The sequence below is a fragment of the Capnocytophaga granulosa ATCC 51502 genome (genome assembly GCF_000411115.1).
Classification (GTDB): domain Bacteria; phylum Bacteroidota; class Bacteroidia; order Flavobacteriales; family Flavobacteriaceae; genus Capnocytophaga; species Capnocytophaga granulosa.
Map to the genome: position 1 here is coordinate 1 of NZ_KE150244.1, position 19698 is coordinate 19698.

21 protein-coding genes are annotated in these 19698 nt (G+C 34.8%); 8 read left to right on the plus strand and 13 right to left on the minus strand.

The genetic code is table 11. From position 1 onward, the window contains the following. Positions 1 to 243 (minus strand): DUF4134 domain-containing protein (locus tag HMPREF9331_RS04575; protein ID WP_428829136.1); only part of this gene is annotated, 243 nt, incomplete at its 3' end. A 232-nt stretch (positions 244 to 475) separates the two neighbouring features. On the opposite strand from HMPREF9331_RS04575, the gene HMPREF9331_RS04580 reads away from it, so the two are divergent. The 5 genes from HMPREF9331_RS04580 (at position 476) to HMPREF9331_RS04600 (ending at position 4610) form a co-directional block, all read left to right on the plus strand. Then, entirely contained in the window at positions 476 to 1924 is a 1449-nt protein-coding gene (locus HMPREF9331_RS04580) for an SIR2 family protein (protein WP_016421292.1), read from the plus strand. Positions 1925 to 1935: 11 nt separating this feature from the next. Continuing rightward, on the plus strand, positions 1936 to 2589 hold the full coding sequence (locus HMPREF9331_RS04585; RefSeq protein ID WP_016421293.1) for a TIR domain-containing protein: 654 nt from the start codon (positions 1936 to 1938) through the stop codon (positions 2587 to 2589). Positions 2590 to 2592: 3 nt separating this feature from the next. Continuing rightward, a complete protein-coding gene (locus HMPREF9331_RS04590) occupies positions 2593 to 3156 on the plus strand; it encodes a toll/interleukin-1 receptor domain-containing protein (protein WP_016421294.1) in 564 nt (187 codons plus the stop codon). A 36-nt stretch (positions 3157 to 3192) separates the two neighbouring features. Next, on the plus strand, positions 3193 to 3696 hold the full coding sequence (locus tag HMPREF9331_RS04595; RefSeq protein WP_016421295.1) for a TIR domain-containing protein: 504 nt from the start codon (positions 3193 to 3195) through the stop codon (positions 3694 to 3696). A gap of 230 nt (positions 3697 to 3926) precedes the next feature. After that, positions 3927 to 4610: a hypothetical protein gene (locus HMPREF9331_RS04600; protein ID WP_016421296.1), complete on the plus strand. Its 684-nt coding sequence runs from the start codon at positions 3927 to 3929 to the stop codon at positions 4608 to 4610. 186 nt (positions 4611 to 4796) lie between these two features. Here HMPREF9331_RS04600 and HMPREF9331_RS04605 read toward each other — a convergent pair whose 3' ends face one another. From HMPREF9331_RS04605 to HMPREF9331_RS04615, 3 genes are read right to left on the minus strand one after another with little or no spacing between them, the layout of a single operon-like run. Further along, on the minus strand, positions 4797 to 5348 hold the full coding sequence (locus HMPREF9331_RS04605; RefSeq protein ID WP_016421297.1) for a hypothetical protein: 552 nt from the start codon (positions 5346 to 5348) through the stop codon (positions 4797 to 4799). A gap of 2 nt (positions 5349 to 5350) precedes the next feature. After that, positions 5351 to 5734, minus strand: a complete 384-nt coding sequence (locus HMPREF9331_RS04610) for a DUF3408 domain-containing protein (protein WP_016421298.1) — start codon at positions 5732 to 5734, stop codon at positions 5351 to 5353. A gap of 11 nt (positions 5735 to 5745) precedes the next feature. Continuing rightward, entirely contained in the window at positions 5746 to 6504 is a 759-nt protein-coding gene (locus HMPREF9331_RS04615) for a ParA family protein (protein WP_016421299.1), read from the minus strand. A 589-nt stretch (positions 6505 to 7093) separates the two neighbouring features. Between HMPREF9331_RS04615 and mobA the strand changes: the two genes are divergently transcribed. The 3 genes from mobA (at position 7094) to mobC (ending at position 10959) form a co-directional block, all read left to right on the plus strand. Beyond that, entirely contained in the window at positions 7094 to 7519 is a 426-nt protein-coding gene (gene mobA, locus HMPREF9331_RS04620) for a conjugal transfer protein MobA (RefSeq protein ID WP_016421300.1), read from the plus strand. A 24-nt stretch (positions 7520 to 7543) separates the two neighbouring features. After that, positions 7544 to 8881 carry a conjugal transfer protein MobB gene (mobB, locus tag HMPREF9331_RS04625; RefSeq protein WP_016421301.1) on the plus strand — a complete coding sequence of 446 codons (1338 nt, stop codon included), beginning with the start codon at positions 7544 to 7546 and terminating at the stop codon, positions 8879 to 8881. A 65-nt stretch (positions 8882 to 8946) separates the two neighbouring features. Further along, entirely contained in the window at positions 8947 to 10959 is a 2013-nt protein-coding gene (gene mobC, locus HMPREF9331_RS04630; protein ID WP_016421302.1) for a conjugal transfer protein MobC, read from the plus strand. Positions 10960 to 11462: 503 nt separating this feature from the next. Here mobC and HMPREF9331_RS04635 read toward each other — a convergent pair. The 9 genes from HMPREF9331_RS04635 to HMPREF9331_RS04675 all read right to left on the minus strand — a co-directional run bounded on the left by HMPREF9331_RS04635 (position 11463) and on the right by HMPREF9331_RS04675 (position 19661). Then, positions 11463 to 12806, minus strand: coding sequence for a zinc metalloprotease (locus HMPREF9331_RS04635; RefSeq protein WP_016421303.1), 1344 nt, complete (start codon positions 12804 to 12806; stop codon positions 11463 to 11465). A 7-nt stretch (positions 12807 to 12813) separates the two neighbouring features. Beyond that, positions 12814 to 13347, minus strand: coding sequence for a hypothetical protein (locus tag HMPREF9331_RS04640; protein WP_016421304.1), 534 nt, complete (start codon positions 13345 to 13347; stop codon positions 12814 to 12816). Continuing rightward, entirely contained in the window at positions 13344 to 14447 is a 1104-nt protein-coding gene (locus tag HMPREF9331_RS04645) for a hypothetical protein (RefSeq protein ID WP_016421305.1), read from the minus strand. Before HMPREF9331_RS04645 ends, HMPREF9331_RS04640 begins: the two co-directional genes overlap by 4 nt. 2 nt (positions 14448 to 14449) lie before the next feature. Further along, positions 14450 to 16294, minus strand: a complete 1845-nt coding sequence (locus tag HMPREF9331_RS04650; protein WP_016421306.1) for a type VI secretion system Vgr family protein — start codon at positions 16292 to 16294, stop codon at positions 14450 to 14452. Between the two features lie 38 nt (positions 16295 to 16332). Next, positions 16333 to 16722, minus strand: coding sequence for a type VI secretion system tube protein TssD (gene tssD / locus HMPREF9331_RS04655; RefSeq protein ID WP_009412186.1), 390 nt, complete (start codon positions 16720 to 16722; stop codon positions 16333 to 16335). 109 nt (positions 16723 to 16831) lie between these two features. Beyond that, positions 16832 to 17218 (minus strand): type VI secretion system tube protein TssD, encoded by a 387-nt coding sequence (gene tssD, locus HMPREF9331_RS04660; RefSeq protein WP_016421307.1) that lies wholly within the window; start codon positions 17216 to 17218, stop codon positions 16832 to 16834. A 50-nt stretch (positions 17219 to 17268) separates the two neighbouring features. After that, positions 17269 to 17655 carry a type VI secretion system tube protein TssD gene (tssD, locus tag HMPREF9331_RS04665; protein WP_016421308.1) on the minus strand — a complete coding sequence of 129 codons (387 nt, stop codon included), beginning with the start codon at positions 17653 to 17655 and terminating at the stop codon, positions 17269 to 17271. Positions 17656 to 17816: 161 nt separating this feature from the next. After that, positions 17817 to 19178: a DUF5458 family protein gene (locus HMPREF9331_RS04670; protein WP_016421282.1), complete on the minus strand. Its 1362-nt coding sequence runs from the start codon at positions 19176 to 19178 to the stop codon at positions 17817 to 17819. Between the two features lie 30 nt (positions 19179 to 19208). Continuing rightward, positions 19209 to 19661, minus strand: a complete 453-nt coding sequence (locus HMPREF9331_RS04675; RefSeq protein ID WP_016421283.1) for a hypothetical protein — start codon at positions 19659 to 19661, stop codon at positions 19209 to 19211. Positions 19662 to 19698: the final 37 nt, after the last annotated feature.

The window sequence follows — 19698 nt, forward strand, 5'->3', positions numbered from 1 at the left end:
AGTAGCCGCTACAATTAGGAAGATACAAGCCCCAAACCAACTGGCAGCCGTTTTGCTGGTGTCAGGATCGCCACTACTAAACTTGTTATACACTTTCACCCCACCGATGAGTCCCACCACAGCTCCTATGGCATAGATAAGCTTGGTAGCAGGGTCAAAATACGAGGTAACCATACGGGTAGCTTCGTTGATACCTCCTACGCCATTGCCCTGAGCAATGGAAAATTGTGTAACTCCTATCATCGTGAGCAGAAGGAGCCGTTTTAGAATTGATTTTCGCTTCATTGATAATCTGTTATTTTAAAATTTGGTGCAAAAGTAAGGGGAGATAAAGAGCTGGGAGCAAGCGTGGTAGTAGGTGGCTGAAAATGGCGGGGAATGGCTTACGATAGTCATCAAAAATGACATTTTGACAGAGTGTTACTGTATGGCATTATTATTGCCTTAATCTCTTAAAAATTAAGAAGATGAAGTTATGAATAATATGAATTTTACAAGTGAGCAAAATAAATTCATTAATGATTTTGTTATTGAAATAAGAAATGGAGATGCAGCTATTTTTGCAGGAGCAGGACTTTCTGCCTCTTCAGGATTTGTTAATTGGAAAGATTTATTAAGGGATTTAGCGGATGAATTAGATTTAGATATTGATAAAGAACATGATTTAATAGGGGTTGCACAATATTATTTTAACAGACATAAACGAAGTAAAATAAACAACAAAATAAAAAATGAATTTTCTACTTTAACTAAAGGGAGTGAAAATCATAAATTACTTTCACGTATTGGTATAGAAACTTTTTGGACTACTAATTATGACCAACTTATTGAAAAAACTTTAGAAAGTGATGGAAAAATTGTAGATAAAAAGGTTAGAAATAAAGATTTTTCTTGTAATATAAAGAGAAAAGATGCTATTATCTATAAAATGCATGGAGATAAAGACTCTCCTGATGAAGCCATACTCATAAAGGATGATTATGAAACATATCAAGATAAAAAAGAGCTGTTTTCTACCGCTTTGAGAGGTGATTTGTTATCTAAAACCTTTTTATTTATAGGTTTTAGTTTTGACGATCCTAATTTGGAGTATATTTTAGGCAGAATAAAAGTATTATTAAAAGATAATACCCCTACTCATTATTGTTTTTTCAAAGAAGTTAATAAGAAAGATTATCAAGAAGAAAAAGATTATCTATATGCAAAGATTAAACAAGAACTTAAAATAGAAGACTTAAGAAGATATGGCATTAATGCTATTATGGTTAAAGAATATTCTGATATTACTTTAATACTTTCTGAAATTGAGAGGAAATTAAAACTCAATAATATTTTTATCTCAGGAGCTGCTCATTCTTATGAGCCCTTTGAAAAGAAAGAAGCAATAGAATTTATTCACCATTTAAGTTATGATTTAGCTAAAGAGGGAAATAAAATTATTTCAGGTTATGGATTAGGAATAGGAAGTATAGTGATTAATGGAGCGTTAGAATACAAATACAATTCTGAATATAAGAGTTTAGATGATTTATTAGTTCTTAGACCTTTTCCTCAAATAGAGTCTGGTAATAAAAGTATAAAGGAAAGATGGACTGATTATAGAGATGAAATAACCTCTAAAGCTGGAATTGCTATTTTCATTTTTGGGAATAAATGGGATGAAAAAGGGAATAAAGTGATTGATTCTGATGGAATGAAAGAAGAGTTTGACTTGTGTATTAAAAATAAAGTTATTCCTATTCCAATAGGTATTACAGGATATATTTCTAAATTACTATGGGATGAAGTTACTAATAATCTTGATGAATACTATCCTGATAATGAAGAATTAAGAAAAACCATTACAGCACTTGGTGACAGTAAAGAGAAGGAAAAAATAGTAGAGAATGTAATTAAAATAGTAAAAATCTTGCAGGAAAAATAATGTAATTATGTATGAAAAGAAAAGTTTTTGTTTCTTATAAATATTCTGACAACAAAGTATTAAGAATAAAAGGTTATCCAACTACAGCACGAAATTATGTAGATGAATTGTCTGTGATTTTAGAAAAAGATAATCACATCTATAAGGGAGAAAATGATGGGGAAACTTTAGAACATTTCAAGGATGCAACAATTGGTTCAAAATTAGCTGATAAAATCTTCGATAGTAGTGTAACTATTGTATTAATTTCTAAGGGAATGAAAGACCCTTCCGTACCAGAAAAAGATCAGTGGATTCCTTGGGAAATCTCATATTCTCTGAAAGAACAGACAAGAGAATATGGGAGAAGTAAAACAAATGGCGTTCTCGCAGTTGTTCTTCCTGATGAAAATGGAAGTTATGAGTATTATATTTCAGAAAATTACAATTGTAATAGCAGACAATTGAAAACGGATATTCTTTTTCAAATACTTAGAGATAATATGTTCAATGCGAAAAATCCCTCAATAAGAATTTGTAATGGGGCAAAAATATATGAAAATAGTTCTTATATTCAATCTGTAAAATGGGAAGATTTTATAAAAAATCCATCAAAATATATTGATAAGTCTATTGAATTGAGGGATAGAAAAAATGATTTTAATATAGCTAAAAATGTAAAATAAATTATGAGTTTTATAACAGAATCACAATTAGCGGCTTATCGCACACAAACAAAAACTTTTAGTGCGGAAAGTTTGGAAAGTTCTTTTGGTAATAAAGCAAAAGTATTTCTATCTCATAAACATGATGAGGGAAAAATATTACAAGATGTTGTTGCTTTGTTAAAAAAAGAAGGGGTAGATGTTTATCTTGATTGGTTAGATGACGAAATGCCAGCATTCACAAATGCAAAAACAGCACATAAATTAAAAGAAAAAATAGAAATTGCTGATAAATTTATTTTATTGGCAACAGAAAAAGCCATTAATTCTAAGTGGTGTAATTGGGAATTAGGACTTGGAGATGCTGCAAAATATATGAAAAATAATATTGCCCTATTTCCTATCACTAAAAATAATGAAAATTTTCAGGGAACTGAATATCTCACAATATATCCTAGAATAGAATATGAAAATGGAAATAATAAATATTCAGATGGAGCATATATACCAGAAGGATTCTATGTGAAATTTCCTGATAGAACTATATACCTTCTTAGAATTTGGTTGCAAAAAATATTTAGGAAGTAGATTCTTTTCATAAATATAATTTATTTTTTCAATAATATGGCAAGAAAAGTATTTTTTAGTTTTCATTATGAAAAAGACAATTGGAGAGTTTCCCAAGTTCGCAACATAGGTAAGATAGAAGAAAATGAAATTTTGTTGGATAATAAATGGGAAGAAGTTAAGAAAAAAGGAGATGTGGCTATCCGAAATTGGATAGATACAAATCTTAAAAATCGGTCTTGTACAATAGTCTTAGTTGGAGAAGAAACTGCAAATAGAAAATGGATAAACTACGAAATAAAGGAGTCTTGGAATAATGGTAAGGCGGTGCTGGGTATTTACATACACAAGTTGAAAGACCGTTGGGGAAATCAATCAAAAAAAGGAATGAATCCTTTTGATTTTTTTACTATGGGAGAGACAAAAACTAAATTTTCCTCAATAGTAAAATGTTATAATCCTCCATTTCAAAGAAGTACAGATGTATATAATTATATCAAGAAAAACATAGAAGAATGGGTAGAGGAAGCAATTAAAATCAGGAATTTATACAAACTTTAGTTTTATAATATGAAACATTCTGAAAAAGAAAAATAATTTTCCTTATTGAAAATAGAAAATTATCTTTGTTTTATTCTTTATAAATCATTACTCACAATAGTTGATATTCTCAATATAACAAGAAACCAAAGAAACTACTTAGCCTAACAAGCTATTATAAACTTTTAATGATTAAGTATTAACATTATGTTTTTATCTCAAACAAACTTAACTCTTAAAATCTTACAATAATGAATATATCTGAATTCATCAATTTTTACAAAGAAAACCTTACAACAAGAGGTCTTATGAAAAAGAAATATAAGGTACATTATTATGTTATACCTATTATATATCTTTTGATTGCTATAATCCCTATAGGTGTCAAATATAGGTTTGGATTAGATAATTTTTATTTTGCAATAATAATTCTTTTTGACGTATTTTTTCTCATTTTTTCTACTAGAAGACTAATTTTTAACACAATGAAAGAAATGGATGAAAAGTTTGTTGTAGAGAAAAAATGCTGCTCATTAAATCGTCAAGAGATAAAGAAGTATTTCTTTTCTGAGTTAGAAAAATATTTTAGCGATAAAAAAATTCCATTAAGCAAGATAAAGGATATAATTGTTATCTTAAACAAGAAATCGGAAAAAGAAAAAGCTCCTTTTATTATAAGCTCTTCTATATTTTCAGCTATAGCACTAGTTATATTTTCATCTGCATGTAATAGATTTTATGAGCTTGTAGGAAACAATCCTTTAGACATAATAACATATACAATACTATTCATCCCGTTTATATGTTATATAGTCACAGATCTTATTTGTAGCATTAGAGAAATTTATTTCAATCTGTTTACAAATTATTTGTCTATCAATGGACTTATAGATTTGTTAGAGGAATATGAAATTAATAAACCAACCAAGGAGTGAATTGGTTTAATATCCCTTCAACCTTCTTTAAACGGGAAAATGCAAGACAAAAGTGACTATAATGTTGTAAATCAGAGATAATTATTTTTTCAACCCTTGGTTCATATTATAAAAAGATAGTAGAATTTGATATGCAGGAGGGAGGATAGGACATATAAAAATAGTATATTTTTTAGCTACTTCCCCTCACACGAACTCCCTAATATCAAACTCCGTTTTACTCTCTACAGTTTTAGGCAACGCCTTCTCCAAGAGCGCACTCACTTTAAGAGTCGCTTGGGGTAAGGCTTTTTCTATGGCTTCTAATAGGCTTGTGCCCTCTACTTTTTGTAGTAGCTCTATGTTCTCGGTGGTAACTTCTTCTTTGTCCTCAGAGAGGAAAATAGCTACCTTTTCCAAGTCCTCAAACGAAAGCCCTGTAGCAAAATCATTGTCCTCTGCCTCTGTACGATAACTGCGTAAATCCTCTTCTTCATCTTCAAGGTCTATGGTAGGTTCCTCTTCCCATTCTGTCAGAATATCCTGTTGCTCTTTTTCTGTTAAGGGGATAGCTGTAGTGACTACCTTTGCTGGAGGCACAAACCTGCTTTCCCCCATTACCGAAGTTGAAGGAGCTGTTCTGGGTATAGGGGTAGCTTTAGGTTGGGGAGCTCTCTTTTTAGAATGTGTTATAGGCATTTTGTCTGATAGCAACAGCAAAATCACCACGATAAGTAGTAAAATGATAATCTTTTCCATTATTAAAATATAGGTTTGTATTTCTGTTCGAAACTCTGTGTAATTTCCTCTTGGTACTGCTCGAAATGCGCTTTAAGTACATTGTCCAAATAGTTGTACAGACTGATCTTGTCTTCTCCTATCACCTGTACAATGCGGGCTATTCGCTGGTGAAACTCAGGGCGTATATACACCGATTTCCCTTCCCTTGCTGAAGTCTCTCCCTGCTCAAAAAAATAACTTTCATACTCATAGAGCTCTGCCTTTTTCTTCTTGGTAGGAGCTAGTTTCTGGGGTGCTTTTTCTGTCTCTATTGGAGCCGTAGCAATGGCAGAGGCAGGCGTGGGTTGCTTACCTGCCATTAGCTCCATTAGTTCGTTTTCGTCTATAGGTTTTACTGTCTTCATATCTTTAGGGTTTATTGAATAATCTGTACCAACTCATTAATAAAGTCGTCCAAATGGCAACCACTCATCAACTTCTCATCAGCAGGCATTAAGGTAGAACGGAATACCAATCGTTGGTTTTCTGTGCCGTCTTTTCGGAAACGCTTGCTATCAGAGATGTAGGCTTGCATCAGGTTCAAACCTAAATCAGCGATCACCTGCTCGTATATCTTATACAAAGGCGATTTTTCTCTCCCATCTACCTGATTCCAAAACAAATGCACGCTTTTAATAGCACTTTCGGTATTCTTAGCAATGATATTGGAAAGTACCTCAGTAAAACTCAAAGTACTTTCAATCACCACTCTATCGGCAGTGATAGGTGAGAAAATGTGATGCATTTGTGCTAGCAGGGTCAATATCCCTGCGGTGTTTACTGTCCCTGGCATATCAAAAAGGATAACCTCTATAGGGAAAGGTGTCTCTGCAATGAGCTGTTGTGCCTTTTCAAGGGCTTCATTAGGCTTACATTGTATTATGGGGTATGCCTTTTTGTTCAGCTCACTAAACTGTCTATGAGCAGCTTTCTTAAAATGCTCATTGTTCATCACTGTTTTAAGGTCTTGCTCTCGCATTCGGTGTAGGCTATATTGTGGATAATCACAATCCATCACTGCTACATTGTAGCCCATTCGGTAGTGTAACAAGCTGGCTACTAAAGTAGTAAAAGTGCTTTTCCCTACCCCTCCTTTCTGGGTAGAAAAGCTAATGAATTTTGTCGTTGATGTCATATATATGTGTTTAAATATGTTTGTAATTCGGTAAGTATATAAGTGCATAGCTATTCAAATACAACTATCTGTAATTAGCCAATTATCTAACTGCCTCTATAAGTAAGTATTTACTCACATAAGTAATTGACTAATTATCTAATTACTTACGTATGTACATACTTCTGTAGCTTTATAGCTTTGTAGCTTTGTAGCTTTGTAGCTACATAGCTACCTAATTACATTTTTACTTTCGTACATACTTGCTTTGGTATACGGGTGCAAAGGAACATACAAATATACATATAGCCTTATGTAGGGTTGTAAATGGCTTTATAAGGAAGTGATTGGCTTTATGTTACATACAAATCCTTTGCTAAGAAATCACTTGTTTTGCACCCTGAAATTACTTTACCCGCTCGTAGTGTTAATTTCTCTCTTTATGGCTAATTAAAATTCGACCGTTAGGGAGAATTTTCTGTTCACCCGAACAGAGCAAGTTGTGTTTTGAGGCACGCATTAGGCGTGTAGGCACCTCAAAACCACTTGCCCTTGCAGGGAGCTTAAAACGCACTCCGAAGTCGTGGTTTTTTACTAACACTGAATTTATATGACCTTACAGAAAACAACTCACAAACGCTCCACAGGTAGGAACAAAAAGATAAATCCTACTTCTTTTAGATATGTTTTTCGATTAAATGAAGAAGAAAACAATCAGTTTCTCTCGCTTTTCGAGCAATCAGGAATGAAAATCAAAGCGCATTTTATTACCTCTTTGCTTTTTAACCGAGAGATAAAAGTGGTAAAAATTGATAAATCTGCTTTAGATTATTACACCAAACTCACCGAACTTTATGTGCAATTTCGGTCAGTAGGGGTGAATTACAATCAGATTGTAAAGATACTCTACCGCAATTTTTCGGAGAAGAAAGCGGCTGCTTACCTCTATAAATTAGAGAAAGAAACTACCCAAATGATTGCTATTTGCAAACAAATATTAGAGCTTTCTCAGCAGATAGAACAAAAACTAAGATAGCTTTTAAGATGAAAACAGCAGTTTATGATAGCAAAAATACATCGAGGGGCGCAGCTGTTAGGGGTGCTTTTATACAATCACAACAAGGTGGCTAAAGGACAAGGAGAGGTGTTATATACTCAAAAAGTGATACAACCTCTGCAAGGAAGTGTAGGCATTTCGGAAGTGTCTCGTTCTTTTGCCCCTTATCTCTATGCCAACATAAGGACAGAAAAACCTATCCTACACATTTCCCTCAATCCCGATCCTAACGATAAGGTGAGTGATGAGACCTTTGTAAAGTTGGCTACTGACTATATGGAACAGATGGGCTTTGGCAACCAACCTTTTGTGGTTTACAAACATTCGGATATTGAGCGCAAACACATTCACATCGTATCGCTGGGGATAGACGAAGAAGGCAAGAAAATCCCTGATACTTTTGAAAAAATACGCTCAATGAAAGTATGCCGAGAGTTGGAAACAAAATACCAACTTATCCCTGCTATCACCAATGATTCACAGCTAACAGATGATGAGCTCTTGCCTTTGTCTAAATTAGTCCCCTTAGATTACCGACAAAACGATCTTAAAAAGGAGTTGATACATACTGCAAAACAATTGCTAAAACACTATCATTTTGCCTCGTTAGGAGCATTCAACGCCTTGCTCAATCAGTTTAACATAGCGGTAGAGAAGGTAGAAGGCGAACTGCAAGGCGTTCCTAAAAAGGGATTGGTATATGTGGTATTGGATGAGAATGGTAACAAAGCAAGCCATCCTTTTAAAGCCTCCAAGCTTGGCAAAACACTGAGCTTACCTTATATCGAAAAACATTTACAAAAGGAACAAGATCACTTAAAAGGACAAGACACCACTTCCTTAAAGGCACATATCATCTTTGCCAAAGAAACAACTCATAGTAAAAGTGAATTTGTTCAAGAACTAAAAGCTAAAGGGATAGAGGTCGTCTTTCGTGAAAACAAAGAGGGGAGAACCTATGGGGTAACCTTTATCGACCACAACAGCCGATGTGTGTATAATGGATCTCAGCTGGGAAAGGAGTTTTCTGCCAATGTTTTTCATCAGTGGTTAAAGTCGTTAGAAGAGTCATCACCTGCTTTAACCTCTGAGGTAAATATGCCGTCTGTAACTCCTTATGCAAGTAAAAATTACAACAATACTAATACTGTTGAAGAGGATACTTTCTCTGACACTTCTTGGACACATTACCAAGAGGATTTTGGCAAGGACTCAGCCTTAAATGCTTTCTTTACTCTTTTCTCTTTGGATGATCAGGGGGTAGATTACGAAGAAGAGGATTTTACTAGAAGAATGAAACGTGCTACTGCCAAACGGCGAAAAATGAAAAACAAATCTTAGGTGTGGCCAGTGAGCTGACATAGCTAAGTATAAAATATTGATAAACACTAAAAACAGAAACAAATATGCAAAACGATGATGATTTAAGAGCATTAGCCAAGATTATGGCTTTTATGCGTGCAGTAAGTATTCTCATAGTACTGATGCACCTCTATTGGTATTGTTATGGCTTTTTCCAAGGCGAAAAGTGGATATTAGCTGTAGTGGATAGAATCCTGACCAACTTCCAACGAACAGCAGGACTGTTCTCTCACCCGCTATACACCAAATGCTTTGCCCTCCTGCTCTTAGCTTTGAGCTGTTTGGGCACAACAGGCGTAAAGAACGACAAAATTACTTGGCGAAAGATTTACATCGCTCTGGGAATAGGAGCTACTCTTTACTTTGGTAACTTTTGGATTTTGTACTTGCGACTTCCTGCTTCAGTGGTTGCCTTTTTCTATATCCTTACTCTGTCTTTGGGCTACATAGCGCTCCTTATGGCAGGTTCGTGGATGAGTCGTCTGCTAAAAGACAACCTTTTAGACGATGTTTTTAACAATGAAAACGAGTCGTTTATGCAGGAAACACGCCTGATGAAAAACGAGTATTCTGTGAATCTACCTACTTTGTTCTACTACCGCAAGAAGTGGAACAAAGGTTGGATCAATGTGGTAAATCCCTTTCGGGCGACCATAGTGCTGGGTACTCCTGGTTCAGGGAAGTCTTATGCCATAGTGAACAACTACATCAAACAGCAGATTGAGAAGGGTTTTGCAATGTACATCTACGACTTCAAGTTTGATGACCTCTCTACTATTGCCTATAATCACCTACTAAAAAACTTAGACAAGTACAAGGTAAAGCCTAAGTTCTATGTAATAAACTTTGATGATCCTCGCCGTAGTCATCGTTGTAACCCTATCAACCCCAACTTTATGAGTGATATTTCCGATGCTTATGAATCTGCTTATACGATTATGCTCAATCTCAACCGCTCGTGGATTCAAAAGCAAGGTGATTTCTTTGTAGAGTCACCTATCATTCTATTGGCAGCTATTATTTGGTTTTTGAAGATTTACAAAGGTGGTAAGTACTGTACTTTTCCACACGCCATCGAGCTATTGAACAAGCCTTATGCTGATGTCTTTACCATTCTCACCTCGTATCCTGAACTTGAGAATTACCTATCGCCTTTTATGGATGCTTGGCAAGGAGGTGCACAAGACCAATTACAAGGACAGATAGCCAGTGCCAAAATACCGCTCTCCCGAATGATTTCGCCTCAACTCTATTGGGTAATGACAGGTGACGATTTTTCGTTGGATATCAATAATCCTAAAGAGCCTAAAATCCTCTGTGTAGGCAACAATCCTGATAGGCAAAATATCTATTCGGCAGCTTTGGGTTTGTACAATTCACGTATTGTAAAGCTCATCAACAAGAAAGGACAGCTCAAATCCTCTGTGATTATTGACGAGTTGCCTACGATTTATTTCAGGGGGTTAGACAACCTGATAGCTACTGCTCGAAGTAATAAAGTAGCTGTTTGTTTAGGTTTTCAAGATTATTCACAGCTCACTCGTGATTATGGCGATAAGGAAAGCAAGGTGATACAAAATACGGTGGGGAATATCTTTAGCGGACAAGTAGTAGGGGAAACAGCTAAAACTCTTTCTGAACGTTTTGGAAAGGTATTGCAAAAAAGGCAATCTACCACGATCAACCGCAATGACACTTCTACTTCCATATCTACACAATTGGATAGTCTTATCCCTGCCAGCAAGATTGCCAATCTCACCCAAGGGATGTTTGTTGGGGCAGTCTCTGACAACTTTGATGAGCGCATAGACCAGAAGATATTCCACGCGCAGATAGTGGTAGACAACGCCAAAGTAGCCGCTGAGACCAAAACCTACCAGAAAATCCCCGAAGTCCTCTCCTTTACTGATGCTAATGGCAACGACACTACCAAAGAACAGGTAGAAGCCAATTATCGCCAGATAAAGTTAGATGTCATTGAAATCATTGAACGCGAAAAAGAGCGTATCGCCAATGACCCTGAGCTAAGGCATTTGGTGGAGAAGGAGGCGGAATAAAGTTTATAAACTTCCTCTTATTTTCTCATAATACTCCATCACAAACTTCAAGTCTTCTGGAAGTGAGTTACGATCTATAGACCATAGTATATCTGGATTTGTGTTATTCTTGTTAAAAAATAATGCAATATAAAAAAACTCCTCATCACAAATAGGTATATAATTTAAAAAATTAAAATTATTATTATCTAAATATTTGTAAGGTATCTTTTCAAAAAAAAACTCATTATTTTTAGTGATACTTTTTTTAATATTTGATTTTATAACAAGAGTATCCTTATATATATTTTCAAATAAACAAACACTATCTCTAGTTAGAAAAATACCATTGATTGTATCATTTATACTAAAAGGCCGATCAGAGGGAATGTGATAGAAGGCTATTTTAGAAACCTGATGTTTAGTTGTTTTAAATTTAATAAATTTCTTATTGTAATATATATCTGTTACACCGCAAGAATTAGTACAAAAAAAAATAAGATAAAAATAAATACTTCATAAGACTAATAATTAAAAATTAAACTTCTATCTCTTCTCATTATTTCCCATTGCCATTTAAAAAAAGAATACATCTTTCCTTTGAAATCATTATCGCTTGAATCAGGAGCACTTACCTTCTTCCAATCATAGTCCATATAATTATCTGTATATCCTTGATAAAATACATGTTCACTTAATCCACCTTCTTGAAAAATATGAGGAAGAGATAACGAATGTCCACACTCATGAATTGCAGTTCTTTCACTATTTAATCCAGAATTAAATATGACACAATAATTTCCCCAAACATTATTCATTCTATTTAAAAAAGAAATTCCATTAGTTCCTCCTGAATTTATATCTGTATAAAATAAATAAGTTCTTTTATTATTATTGCTATCAATATTACCTACTGGTTTATATTTCCCATATTTTTCATATAATCTTAAAATAATATTCCTTATTTCAGAAGCTCCTAAAAGGGGAGTATTATACAATTTATATTTATCAGGATCAGTATCATCGGGTATTTCTAATAAATTAAAAGAGGTATCAACTACAACTTCTGCTCTAATAAGAGCTTGGTTGAAAGATTGGTATTTAAATAAAAATTGGTAATCATTACGTAATTTAGCTTTATTGGAAGGATCCTTTATTACATTAACCACAACAATTTCTGCTTTTGGAATAACATTATTTTTATAAACAACTAATTTTCCAACTTGTTGTTTCAAATCACCTCTCTCAGCAAAAACTTTAATTTGTTCATGTTTATCAAGAGCTCCTTTTATACATTTTATATTAACTTTCTTTTTTAGAATATAATAATTTTTGCTTACTCCACCTATATTCTTTGTTTTTTTGGGGGATGATATAATTTCTGAAGCAGTTATTTCACTTGGAGTTATTTTTAAAAAATCATTTGTACTTTTAAATACAATCTTTATATCTTCTAATGTTATTGCATCGATCTCTTCTATCTCTAAATTTAAATTCACACCATTTTTATGCATCCTAGACCCATAAGAAAATTCTTTAGTTGTTGTAAAAGGGAAAATTGACAACCATGCAGGGTAATATCGTATTCCATAAGGAGAAAAATGTTCAGTATCTTTCAAATATTCATTTTTTAATTTCTGAATATCCTTACATAATGGCTTTAACTGGTTGATTGGATTTCCATTATTATCAATTGCAACTTTTACTATTGGATAAATATACTCATCACGTATCCAATCAAACCCAAATTCTCCTCTATAATCATCAGGTCGTCTAAAATGCACCAAAAATTTAGGAAGACTATTTCCATCTCCCTTTGGTTCTTCATCTTCATCCACAAAACGTGGTTTTCCAAAAGTAATACTCATAGTTTTATTATTTTAAAAACTTAAAACCATTGTTGCTCATATATGACTTTATTTTCTTATCCGTGAGTTCGTTGTGCGGTTCTCCTATTATTGCTTTGACTTCTTTAACCTTATTGTCATATAGATGCACAAAAATATAGATATAAGTTGTACAATTCTTTATATAACATGCAACCTCCATCACAATAGCAACATAAGTATCCTTCTTGTTTTTTGAGCAATGTATAACACGAGGAATACAATAGTCTAATGCAAGTTCCTCTTTGTCAAACCTCACTTGCTGCTTATTGATGGTTAGAAAATATCCGTTGTCTATACTGTGTTTGGGGATAGAACACTCTGGCTCTCTCCTTCTAACATTCTTCGTATCAATAAGCATATAGATGTCATTATCTAATGCTTTGATGTTTATCACATACCTGCCAAAAGAATCGTTTAGAAGCCCCCAACAATAATTATCAAACAAATCTATTTTAGCATACCTCACATTTTGCTGTGAATACGTTATATTAAAAAATAGAAATAAACAAAGAAATCTCATTTTTTTATTTTTTTATAGAAAACAGTTGGTCCAAAATTGCCACTTCCTTTATATATTTTAAATCCTATATAAATCCAGCTTTTATTGGGATTGGGATTAGTCCAAGAGTTAAATTTCGTTCCTTTCTTAAGGTCATCTGCTATATAAAGGTCTCTTTCCAAGTTTTTTCTTGTTTCCCCTGTAGCAGTCAAAATATCAGTACCATGCCATCCAATAGCTTCTTCTGATAAATCATTTCTACGAGATGGCTCTTCATTTAAATAATAAAAAGCTTTTATTGTATACTCAATAGCTAATTTAGCTAACTTTTTTTGAGTTATTACCAATGAATTTCTACCAAAAGCATTTCGATCATAGTCAAAAACATCTCCTTTTTTAGCTTTATGCTTAGTATCATAACCTAAAAAAGTTTTGTATACATCGTTATGATTAAAGTAAGACCACTCAGGATAATACCTACCTCGTATTTCTCTTATAGTATCATCTATACTTTCCCCTCGATGAAAATCCTCTCCATTATTCTGTATACTACGATTCATAATAATATAGGGGATTCGTTTAATTGCTTCTGAATTATATCCTACTTCTGAATAAGCTAACCCTGCAATTCTTAAAAAAGTATCATTTTTAATATCCACTCCTTTTATAGTTAGTTTTTTTACATTTTCATATACTCTATCTTTAGCTTTTATAGGACCAAGATTTTGTATGGCTTTATATACCCAATTGTTATCAGATAACTGAGGTCTGATAAAATCAGGATCACAAATATAAACATCATTTACATCTCCAGTAAAATCTTTAGAGTATTCTTTCCCTAAGAAAGTTCCATCTGTTTTATAAAAATGTCCATTGATTTTTTTATAATTATCGCTATTACCTCCCTTTACTCCATTCTTATTCTGTTCTACTGCTGATTTTGCTGTAGTATTATCACTTCCCTTCTTAACAGCTATTTTTTTAGCAGAGGTAAGGGTTAGATTTCCCTCTGTAGCTATTATTTGCACTTCATCAGAGACACACTCATAGCTACCACTAAAATGGCGGTACTCATTCTTTATATTTACTATTAAGTTCTTTGCTCTTTTGATAATTGCCATAACTAAAACACATTTGATTTTTCCATACTATTCATCTCTATGGTTTTCTTACTACTTTCTAAAAGCAAGTTCTCCTTAGTACTTGTTATGGAAACATTCTTGTTTATACTTGTATTTTTCTGTGAACGAGACTTATGTTTCTCTTTTATCACCTCTGTCTTATTGTCAGCATTCTCTACTTTATTCCCTTTGGCTGTTTCTATGATATTATTTTCAGCTGTTATATCAATATCAGTTCCAGCACTAATCTTTACTTTTTTCTTGATGTTGATGTTTAGATTATTAGCAGTGATATTAATCGTCTCAGGCGCAGAAATTTCTATATTCTTACCTTGAGTATCCAACTTAATTACATTGCCATTCTTATCAGTAAGTAAGATGCTCTCATCTTCGGTAAAGATGAGTTTATGTCCACTTTTAGTATGAATTGCCTTTACACGGTTATCAGCATTGTGATATCCACTCTTCGCCTCACCATTATAATGTGCCCCAAGTACAAAAGGACGCTCCGCATTGCCACCTTCAAAGTCTACCAATACCTCTTCTCCTACCTCAGGGATAAAATAAAAGCCTTTACCCCCTCCTGTATAGGGTTGTATCACACGTATCCAAGGGGTCATTTCATTGCGTTTTGCCTGCCATAAGAATTGCACGCGTACACGTCCCATTCCTAAAGGGTCGTTGTTGTCCTTTACAACAGCTGGTTGCTGCTCTGAGTGCGGAAAAGCATTCTCATCAAAATCAGCAGGAGTACGCATCATAGGGATACCCTCAAAGGAATTGTAATACTCCATACCACTGTGATAGTGCGATATTTTTATCACCCTATAAGTCTCCATTGCTCGTGCATTAATGTCGGTAAGACACGCAAAGGTATTCATCCTGAGACGCGGGTCGCGGCTTTGTCCTTTTACTTTGAGCAACAATTCGCGTTTGTCTTTCTCTAAGCGTACTACATCCTCTAAATCTACACTTGATTGCTCTAACGAAGTAGCTGAGTGATATTTTTGAGGTATTTTTTTGTAGATTTTTTTAGAAGCATTCTTTGCATCGGTTTGTATAGGGTTATTCTTATACTCATTAGCAGCATCTCGTGAGTCATTATTTTCAGATGTTCCTTGATGTATATTGTAGTTTATATACTGAAAATCTTGTGGTTTTACCTCTAAGAAAAACTCTTCATCAATCAGGTTTAGGTTCTCACCCAAATCAATGGTCTCTTGGAGTTTATTGCCAAAAATAAGTTTACTGCCATCATAATAAAAGTATTCTCCGTAATACTTAGCCAAACGACAAATAAAGTCGTAGTCAGACTCTTGGTATTGTACCGTATAAGGAAGTGTCCTTGTGGTATTCACCCCTGCTGAGGTATCCACTTTTGCGGACTCATCATACTCCTGGGTAGCTGCTGCAACGATTTCTTGTAGTGTTTTGTTCTCATAAGATTGGCATTCCTTACCACTATCTAAGAGAATGCTTGGTGCATTTCCTGAGATATAGAGCGTACCATAACCGCCCCCTGTTTTTCGCTTACAGTGAATTTTAGTAATAATCCCTGAGAAGTGTTGCACCACCTTGCCATATTGATAAAACTTAATGGTAAGAGGATCGCCAAGCAGATCGCGAGAGTGCTCCATAATGTATTCGTGGAACTTATCAAATGAGTCCTCTGGGGTTTCAATGGTAAAGGTATCGTGCTGGCAGTTGTATTGGTGTAGCTCTACTTTATAGCTTTCTGTAGCCAAGAAGTCTTTACCATTAGAACTGAGCAGACAATAGACTACAGGATTGGTCTTGTCGTTAAGAAACTCTGTAAAACTTTTTAATTTGAAATCTTTTAACTCCATAAGTATTATCTCTAAGGTTTAACAATTCTCTTATTAGGCTATCCTCTCCACATCTTATTGTGGGCTACCCCTCCTACATCAAATCCCTGTGCGATGAGTCGTATTTCTATCTGCAAAGGCTCAGTGCCTTGTGCATCAAAATGTTCTTTGTATTTAATACAAAAAGCTTTTTTGAAAAGCACTTCTTGGAGCTTACTCATAGCATCTCTACGGTAAAAAATAATTTTACCATCTTTAGTTTGGTTGTGGTCTAACATCCAATTGAGCAATTCAGGTGTTCCTGTACTCTCTACTCTAATGGATATTTCACCACCATAAGGCATTCCCTTTGGTTTACCTGTTTCATCAATATTTTGAGTGAAATCGTATTCACACTCTAAAACATTGTAAGTCTTATCATCTAATTCTAATTTTGCAAGAAATGACATAATCTAATCTTTTAATTTTTGAGTTGTTCTATTAATACTTTGCATCTTTATCTATTGTGTAGTTGTAAAAAGAGCAGGTATGGGATTTCCACACCTGCTCTCTATACTTCTAAACCCATTCGTTCTCAAACGCACCTGTGCCCATCTCTATTTTACGAGCAGAGATAGTGAAGGATTCTGTTAGAGGTTGCCCTCCTGAAGCCTCAAAGTTCTCTCTGTGCTTTACCAAATACCCCTCAGTAAATTTGAGTTCTTTAAGCGTTGCCTCGCTATCTCGTTTTAAGAAGACGATACTACCGTCTTTTCTCTCAAACGAATTAACCATCCACTCAAAAAACTCAGGCGACTCAGTGCCTTCAATCTCTATGTCAATCTTACCTCCTCGGGCAACACTTGACGGTCTTCCTGTTGCGTCTGTTTCTTGGAACAACGCGTAGCTCACTTTAAGGATGTTAAACTCCTTGCCTGCTACTTTTAATTTTGCCTTAAAAGCCATAAATACTCCTTTTTAAAAATTAATAATGAAATGTTTACTTCTCTCAGCACCTACACCCACTCATTGATGTGTTTGCCTGTACCAAGCTCAATCTCTTTAGCTGAAAGCGTAAAGGTTTCTTTAAGAGGTTGATTTCCTGTAGCATCAAAATCTTCTTGGTACTTAACAATATAAGCCTCTTTAAACTTCAACTCTTTTAAAGTTGCCTCACTGTCTCGTTTTAAGAAGACGATACTCCCATCCTTTCTTTCAAAAGAATTGGTCATCCACTCAAAGAGGTCGGTATCCCCTGTACTTTCCACAGTGATGTGGATCTTTCCACCTCTTGAGATACTTGATGGTCTGCCTGACGCATCGGTTTCCTGTAACATTCCGTAGTCTACGGAAAGAATGTTGCGCTCTTTGCCCGCAACCACTAATTTTGCTTTAAATGCCATGTTAAATATATTTTAAAATTTAAATACTCAATACTACCAACTATGGAAAATATATTTTGCCTTCTTTCTCTCCTTACTCTCTATTAATTTTCAATTGGCTTTTATCAGTTCATCATCTTAATTACAATAATTATGTATATTATATATTTTCTAATTCTTTTTTAATTCTGTGCATATTCTACATCCCACTCGTTGCCATCATCTCCCTTTTGTCCGTCCATCTTAATGAGGAAGTTCTTTGCTGGGAAATAAGGGGTCATATGAATATCCAAGTGGATTTTGTCTTTTTGTATAGCATCTTGCTCAAATCGTTTGATTTCAAACTTTTCAATCAGCTTATAAGGACCCGTAATGCTGTCTAAAAAGCGCACTATCTGTCCCATAATCTCTTTGCGGGTTACTGAGGAATAGTTCTCAAAAGCACGTCTGTTCAAAAAGTCCATCAGTACTTTGGTTACATAGTCAAACACACGTACCACTGAATAGGTCTGCAAACCTATATTATCCCCATTGAATAAGGTTTTGGCTGAAAATGCCATTACCTTACCGTATTCATTGACCATTGGGATAAGTCCTAAACTCTCTAAGTTCGCGATCTCGCTCTTCTTAAGATCAAACTTTACTCCTTCTACTTCATTGATACCCCCAAATTTCTTACCCGCCGTTACCTGAGACATCAATGTCTTGTAAATCTTACCAGCCAAAGCTGCTGAAGGGGGTACAAATAAATCATCTGCTTCCTCTATCTCTTCAAAACGCCCACGACCTACAAGCCAATTACAAGTCATCAGTACATTAGAACGATATACATCCCCTCCTGTGTGATTTGCCTCGTCAAACATTTCCATTACATCATCTGGTTCATCCAAGTGTTGGAAGTCGGTAACGAGCATTACCTTATTGCTATGTGCTATTTTAGCCCATTTCTCAAGTACTGCATTAGAACCTAAGTAACCTGGTATAACCAAGATAGAGTAGTTGTTTTTAAGGTCTAATCTATCGTAATTATCAGTAAGTTCTGCGTGGACAGCATCAATAAAACGGGTGTTGTCTAAATCTTTTAACTGGTCAAGAGTAGCATTGACAATCGTTACATTCTTAACCTTATCTTCTTCGGTGTTTTTATAGAATAGGGCTACTGTACGATAGTTAGCTTCTAATTCTTTGGTAGCGTCTACTGCATAAGCCAAGTTCTTTGTGAGTAATTCCTCAGAGGCTTTTTTCTGATCCTCACAAGAGGCAACCATATCAGTGATTGTTTCATTATCGCTAAGTACATTGAGCCATAACTCTAAAGTTTTTTTCAAGGTCTCGCGCTCTTTGGCTTTGTTAGCCTCTGATAAAAAGATATTTCTACGCGCTTTGCGCTCAGGATTTACATTTTGGATATTCTCAATAGAACTCTCTAAAAGGTCAAATCCGCCATAGCGTGCTAAAGCCTCAATGGATTTTTCTATTGAAACAGGTTTCCCTTGTTGCGCTAAGGGAGCACCTTGTGTTTGTTTAGCTGCATTATCTGCCATTGTTTCTAATATATTAAATTAATCACTAAACTATTTCTTTTCTTCTAATTCACCAATTAGTCCCTGCAAGGTACTGAGCAGCGCCGCCTTGGCTTCAGGGTCTTCTAAAGCTGCCTTGAGCACTTTATTGCTCTTGAGTTGCTTGACAATTTTCTGCAATTGGTCTTTTTCTGTCTCTAAACCTGTAAGAAAGCTACTTTGCGCTGTAATGCCTTTTACTCCGAAATCTCCCAGATTAGCAAAAGAAAGCGTTTCTTTCTTCATTGCCCCTTGGGCATCCTCAAAATCTATATTTACGTGTGGCTTAAAATGTTCAAACACTTTTTCAACAGTAGTAAGCCCTTCTACCAGCTCTGGCTTGATGGGGTCATCTGCTGTTAGCTTTTGTGCTATCAGGGTTCTATTCTGAGGAATGTCTGCAATTGCCTCATTGGCATCTAAGGGGACTTCATTTCCGCCTATACCTTTACTACTAACTGCCATAGTATTTATGTATTAAGTTAATATTGTTTCTTTATTA

Coding starts and splice junctions, on each gene's coding strand:
- HMPREF9331_RS04580 (WP_016421292.1), top strand. CDS start 476: ATGAATAATATGAATTTTACAAGTGAGCAAAATAAATTCATTAATGAT.
- HMPREF9331_RS04585 (WP_016421293.1), top strand. CDS start 1,936: ATGAAAAGAAAAGTTTTTGTTTCTTATAAATATTCTGACAACAAAGTA.
- HMPREF9331_RS04590 (WP_016421294.1), top strand. CDS start 2,593: ATGAGTTTTATAACAGAATCACAATTAGCGGCTTATCGCACACAAACA.
- HMPREF9331_RS04595 (WP_016421295.1), top strand. CDS start 3,193: ATGGCAAGAAAAGTATTTTTTAGTTTTCATTATGAAAAAGACAATTGG.
- HMPREF9331_RS04600 (WP_016421296.1), top strand. CDS start 3,927: ATGAATATATCTGAATTCATCAATTTTTACAAAGAAAACCTTACAACA.
- HMPREF9331_RS04605 (WP_016421297.1), bottom strand. CDS start 5,348: ATGGAAAAGATTATCATTTTACTACTTATCGTGGTGATTTTGCTGTTG.
- HMPREF9331_RS04610 (WP_016421298.1), bottom strand. CDS start 5,734: ATGAAGACAGTAAAACCTATAGACGAAAACGAACTAATGGAGCTAATG.
- HMPREF9331_RS04615 (WP_016421299.1), bottom strand. CDS start 6,504: ATGACATCAACGACAAAATTCATTAGCTTTTCTACCCAGAAAGGAGGG.
- mobA (WP_016421300.1), top strand. CDS start 7,094: ATGACCTTACAGAAAACAACTCACAAACGCTCCACAGGTAGGAACAAA.
- mobB (WP_016421301.1), top strand. CDS start 7,544: ATGATAGCAAAAATACATCGAGGGGCGCAGCTGTTAGGGGTGCTTTTA.
- mobC (WP_016421302.1), top strand. CDS start 8,947: ATGCAAAACGATGATGATTTAAGAGCATTAGCCAAGATTATGGCTTTT.
- HMPREF9331_RS04635 (WP_016421303.1), bottom strand. CDS start 12,806: ATGAGTATTACTTTTGGAAAACCACGTTTTGTGGATGAAGATGAAGAA.
- HMPREF9331_RS04640 (WP_016421304.1), bottom strand. CDS start 13,347: ATGAGATTTCTTTGTTTATTTCTATTTTTTAATATAACGTATTCACAG.
- HMPREF9331_RS04645 (WP_016421305.1), bottom strand. CDS start 14,447: ATGGCAATTATCAAAAGAGCAAAGAACTTAATAGTAAATATAAAGAAT.
- HMPREF9331_RS04650 (WP_016421306.1), bottom strand. CDS start 16,294: ATGGAGTTAAAAGATTTCAAATTAAAAAGTTTTACAGAGTTTCTTAAC.
- tssD (WP_009412186.1), bottom strand. CDS start 16,722: ATGTCATTTCTTGCAAAATTAGAATTAGATGATAAGACTTACAATGTT.
- tssD (WP_016421307.1), bottom strand. CDS start 17,218: ATGGCTTTTAAGGCAAAATTAAAAGTAGCAGGCAAGGAGTTTAACATC.
- tssD (WP_016421308.1), bottom strand. CDS start 17,655: ATGGCATTTAAAGCAAAATTAGTGGTTGCGGGCAAAGAGCGCAACATT.
- HMPREF9331_RS04670 (WP_016421282.1), bottom strand. CDS start 19,178: ATGGCAGATAATGCAGCTAAACAAACACAAGGTGCTCCCTTAGCGCAA.
- HMPREF9331_RS04675 (WP_016421283.1), bottom strand. CDS start 19,661: ATGGCAGTTAGTAGTAAAGGTATAGGCGGAAATGAAGTCCCCTTAGAT.